Raw genomic sequence first — 5,000 nt, forward strand, 5'->3', positions numbered from 1 at the left:
TGCGACGAGGATCAGGCCAGCGTATAGGCGGTTTTCACCGTCGTATAAAACTCGGCAGCGTATTTGCCCTGCTCACGAGGGCCATAGCTTGATCCCTTACGTCCGCCGAAAGGCACATGGAAATCAACACCGGCAGTGGGCAGGTTAACCATGACCATCCCAGCTTCGGCATTGCGTTTGAAATGAGTCGCATGCTTCAGGCTCGTCGTCGCAATGCCCGATGAGAGGCCAAAAGGCGTATCATTTGCTGTATGCAGCGCCTCTTCATAATCCTTGACGCGGATGACACTGGCGACAGGACCAAATATTTCTTCGCGAGAAATACGCATTTGATTCGTCGCTTCCGTAAACAAAGCGGGCTGCAGATAGAAGCCGGGATTATCCCGTGTCAGCCGTTCGCCGCCAAAAGCGAGCTTTGCACCCTCTTTTTGACCGATAGCAATATAATCTTCATCCTGCTTGAGCTGGCTCGCATCGACAACGGGGCCAATATGCGTCCCCGCCTTCAAAGCATCATCAACTATGATCGTTTTCAGTTTTTCCGAAACAGCAGCAACGAATCGGTCATGGATGCCCTCGGTGACAATGATTCGAGAAGACGCTGTGCAACGCTGACCGGTTGAGAAAAACGCACTATTTACAGCGGCGTCGACCGCGACGTTAAGCTCGGCATCATCCAGAACAACAAATGGATTTTTACCGCCCATCTCCAACTGGAATTTGCGCATATGCTCAATTGATGCTGCAGCGACGCGTTTTCCCGTACCGACAGATCCGGTGAAAGTGATCGCATTGACATCGGCGCTGTCGAGAATTGTCTGCCCTACAACTGAACCCTTGCCCATGACAAGATTAAGCACACCCTTTGGTAGACCCGAACGGTGGAGGATATCAACAATTGCCCAAGAGCAGCCCGGTACGAGATCCGCTGGCTTAAACACAACAGTATTTCCATAAGCCAAAGCAGGTGCAATCTTCCAGGCAGGAATCGCAATGGGGGAAATTCCACGGGGTGATGATGCCGACAACGCCAACCGGTTCTCTCGTAATTTCAACACCGATATTCGGACGAGCACTTGGCAAAACTTCGCCTGCAAGCCGCAACACTTCTCCGGCAAAGAAGTCGAAGATTTGCGCTGCACGCAAAGTTTCACCAATCCCTTCGGCCAGTGTCTTGCCTTCTTCCCGAGAGAGCAATCGGCCAAGTTCATCCTTGCGGGCAGTGATCTCATCTGCAGTTTTGCGCAAGATTGCATGACGTTCGAGAATTCCAGAACGCGCCCAAGCAGGAAAGGCCGCTTTTGCAGCAGCAATGGCCCGTAACGTATCTTCAGCCGTCGCTCTCGCATATTCCCCAACCACATCATTGGTGTTGGAAGGATTGATATTGGCAATGGCGTCGCCACCGGCCCATTCGCCGTCGATCAGATTTTGGTGCAATGTCATGATTGTGTTCTTTCGTTCTGTTCAGGTGAATCAATACCATAGGAGACAAGCGTTTCAACGGTTAATCCAGAACATTTGGCTTTTCGGCCATATGGAGCTTGATTGGCCGGGTAGAAAGCTGCGTAAAGGACTGCTAGTTAAGCTTATCGAGCACGCCGGAATATTCGTCCGCTCACAAGAAGCGAATAAGAGGAACGTCCACATGCCCTACTCATTGTTTAATCTTGAGGGGCGCGTCGCGCTCGTTACTGGGTCCAGTCAAGGTATCGGCTTCGCTTTGGCAAAAGGTCTCGCATCATATGGTGCGACGGTTGTCATCAACGGCCGCAACCGGGAAAAACTTGCAGCAGCCGTCACCGAACTCAGTGATGAGGGGTATAAGGCGCACGCCTCGCATTTCGATGTAACCGATATTGGTGCGGTCAAGACAGGGATTGATAAGATCGAGGCCGAGATCGGTGCAGTTGACATTCTCATCAATAATGCCGGTATGCAATTTCGTGCTCCCCTGGAGGATTTTCCGGATGATAAATGGCAACAATTGCTGCAAACAAACATCTCGAGCGTTTTCTATGCCGGCCAGAGCGCTGCTCAACACATGATCAAGCGAGGCCGCGGCAAGATTATCAATATTGCTTCAGTCCAGAGTGAACTGGCCCGGCCATCCATAGCGCCATACACGGCAACGAAAGGCGCTGTTCGTAATTTGACGCGAGGCATGTGCACGGATTGGGCGAAATATGGTCTGCAAATCAACGCTATCGCACCCGGCTACTTCAAAACCCCATTGAATCAAGCATTGATCGATGATCCGGAGTTCTCCACTTGGCTGGAGAAACGGACCCCGGCAGGACGATGGGGAAATGTTGAAGAACTGGTCGGCGCTGCAATATTCTTGGCAAGTGATGCCTCGTCCTTTGTTAATGGGCAAGTCATCCATATCGATGGCGGGATTACAGCTTCAATATGATACGCATTATAGTAATGGGCGTGAGCGGTTCGGGAAAAACCTCCGTCGGAGTTGCGATCGCCGAAGCCTTAAAGCTTCCTTTTTTGGAAGGCGATACGCTTCATCCCGAACGTAACGTCGAAAAAATGTCTTCCGGCATTCCTTTGACGGATGATGACCGCTGGCCGTGGCTCGACAAAATTGGCATTGAACTGGCTGAGGCCGAAAATGGGCTAGTGGTGTCTTGTTCAGCTTTGAAAAAAAGCTATCGCGAACGTTTGAGAGAGAAAGCTGGCGGACCGCTTGCATTCATTTTCCTGGATGGCGAAGTCGAGGTTCTACGATCGCACATGGGTAAGCGCACGGGTCATTTTATGCCGGTTTCGATGTTGGACAGTCAGCTTTCAACGTTGGAATCGCCTGTTGGGGAAGATCTGGTTTTTCGCCAGGATGTGTCACGGAGCATTGACGCAATTGTTGGTGCGAGCGTTGGCTGGCTACGGCGGCTTAGGGTTTAGATAAGTGACTGGGGTCAAGCTGTTTCGGCAGGGACGCAACTCGGATCGCGACCGTTTGAACTGTTTGTGTCCGGTTGTGCTTGACCGTCGGCCGTTGATTGGCCGGTTTGGGGTTTGCACCCACATTTGGCACTGTGGCTTGCGGGTTGCAGCCACATTGGTGCATTGCTGCGGCTTGGTGCTGTGTTTGTGTGTTGGATTGTAGCGGTGTATTTTGTGGGATGTTGAGTTATTGGTTGCGGGGACAGGATTTGAACCTGTGACCTTCAGGTTATGAGCCTGACGAGCTACCGGGCTGCTCCACCCCGCGTTACCAAGACCGGCGCTGACGCCGTTTGCAGCCCGGACTTCTCCGTTTGTCCGGCCTCAAAAGCGAAGGTGCTTTTTCGGGCTTTCGGACGGGGTGCTGCTCCACCCTTTTGTGGCAGGAGGGCATTGCTGCCATTGCCATTGTGCTTTTGGCATTGTCCAGATTACCCGGAATGTTTGCCAAAAGCAAAAAGGCCGCGTCCTGAACGTATTCTGGCGCGGCCTGATTGGTCTGTTATGTATTGTTGTGTGATTTGAGCAGCATTTTGTTGCGTTTAGCAGACCTGGCAGCGACCTACTCTCCCGCGTCTTGAGACGAAGTACCATTGGCGCAGGGGCGTTTCACGGCCGAGTTCGGAATGGGATCGGGTGCAGCCACCCCGCTGTAACCACCAGGTCAGCAAAGCGCAACAAAATGAAGAAGCTGGAATTGTTTGTCTTGATTGTTGGCGATGATCGATCTTGCGGGCATTTGCCCACAAGGCCGACTTGGCCGTCGCCGGTTGCCCGGCGCGCTGTCGCAGCGCCCGCACCAAAGGTGCGATAGGGCGCGTGAGACAATCTATTTCATCTGACTTTGTCAGATGGATATAAGTAATGAGAATGATCAAGCCAATCGAGCTATTAGTACCGGTAAGCTTCATGCGTTGCCGCACTTCCACACCCGGCCTATCAACGTGGTGGTCTTCCACGGCTCTGATAGGGAATACTCGTTTTCAGGTGGGTTTCCCGCTTAGATGCCTTCAGCGGTTATCCCGTCCGTATATAGCTACCCTGCTATGCGGCTGGCGCCACAACAGGTCCACCAGAGATACGTCCATCCCGGTCCTCTCGTACTAGGGACAGATCCTGTCAATATTCCTACACCCACGGCAGATAGGGACCGAACTGTCTCACGACGTTCTGAACCCAACTCACGTACCGCTTTAAATGGCGAACAGCCATACCCTTGGGACCTGCTCCAGCCCCAGGATGCGATGAGTCGACATCGAGGTGCCAAACAACCCCGTCGATATGGACTCTTGGGGGTCATCAGCCTGTTATCCCCGGCGTACCTTTTATCCGTTGAGCGATGGCCCTTCCACGCGGGACCACCGGATCACTATGACCGACTTTCGTCTCTGCTCGACTTGTCAGTCTCGCAGTCAGGCGGGCTTATGCCATTGCACTCGACGACCGATTTCCGACCGGTCTGAGCCCACCATCGCGCGCCTCCGTTACTCTTTAGGAGGCGACCGCCCCAGTCAAACTACCCACCATACACTGTCCCGGATCCGGATAACGGACCGCGGTTAGACATCCATATAGGTAAGGGTGGTATTTCAAGGATGACTCCACGAAGGCTGGCGCCCCCGCTTCAAAGTCTACCACCTATCCTACACATGCCGACACGAATGCCAGTGTAAAGCTATAGTAAAGGTGCACGGGGTCTTTCCGTCTAACCGCAGGAACCCCGCATCTTCACGGGGAATTCAATTTCACTGAGTCTGCGTTGGAGACAGCGGGGAAGTCGTTACGCCATTCGTGCAGGTCGGAACTTACCCGACAAGGAATTTCGCTACCTTAGGACCGTTATAGTTACGGCCGCCGTTTACTGGGGCTTCAATTCAAAGCTTGCACCTCTCCTCTTAACCTTCCAGCACCGGGCAGGCGTCAGACCCTATACGTCGTCTTGCGACTTCGCAGAGCCCTGTGTTTTTGGTAAACAGTCGCTACCCCCTGGTCTGTGCCACCCTCCTCTACTTGCGTAAAAAAGGGTCACGCTTCTTCCGAAGTTA

At 52.9% G+C, this 5,000-nt stretch carries 2 protein-coding genes, 1 tRNA gene, 2 rRNA genes and 1 pseudogene (1 of these 6 running past the window's edge); 2 read left to right on the forward strand and 4 right to left on the reverse strand.

Annotated elements, in window-relative coordinates:
* Positions 1-11: 11 nt before the first annotated feature.
* A pseudogene (locus QFZ34_RS09490) lies at positions 12-1,446 on the reverse strand (aldehyde dehydrogenase family protein).
* A 202-nt stretch (positions 1,447-1,648) separates the two neighbouring features.
* Between QFZ34_RS09490 and QFZ34_RS09495 the strand changes: the two are divergent.
* Both QFZ34_RS09495 and QFZ34_RS09500 read left to right on the forward strand, forming a co-directional pair.
* Positions 1,649-2,416, forward strand: a complete 768-nt coding sequence (locus QFZ34_RS09495; RefSeq protein ID WP_307280018.1) for an SDR family oxidoreductase — start codon at positions 1,649-1,651, stop codon at positions 2,414-2,416.
* Entirely contained in the window at positions 2,413-2,913 is a 501-nt protein-coding gene (locus tag QFZ34_RS09500; RefSeq protein ID WP_307280021.1) for a gluconokinase, read from the forward strand. The genes QFZ34_RS09495 and QFZ34_RS09500 overlap by 4 nt, the downstream gene beginning before the upstream one ends.
* A gap of 233 nt (positions 2,914-3,146) precedes the next feature.
* Here QFZ34_RS09500 and QFZ34_RS09505 read toward each other — a convergent pair.
* From QFZ34_RS09505 to QFZ34_RS09515, 3 genes are all read right to left on the reverse strand, one after another.
* A tRNA-Met gene (locus QFZ34_RS09505) sits at positions 3,147-3,223 on the reverse strand.
* Positions 3,224-3,504: 281 nt separating this feature from the next.
* Positions 3,505-3,619 (reverse strand): 5S ribosomal RNA (gene rrf / locus QFZ34_RS09510).
* A gap of 206 nt (positions 3,620-3,825) precedes the next feature.
* Positions 3,826-5,000 (reverse strand): 23S ribosomal RNA (locus QFZ34_RS09515); it runs 1,644 nt beyond the window's last position.

This window comes from Phyllobacterium ifriqiyense, assembly GCF_030817885.1.
GTDB lineage: Bacteria > Pseudomonadota > Alphaproteobacteria > Rhizobiales > Rhizobiaceae > Phyllobacterium > Phyllobacterium ifriqiyense.

Bases quoted from the DNA above. Each gene is read 5' to 3' on its own strand.
- QFZ34_RS09495 (WP_307280018.1), top strand. From the start codon at position 1,649: ATGCCCTACTCATTGTTTAATCTTGAGGGGCGCGTCGCGCTCGTTACT.
- QFZ34_RS09500 (WP_307280021.1), top strand. From the start codon at position 2,413: ATGATACGCATTATAGTAATGGGCGTGAGCGGTTCGGGAAAAACCTCC.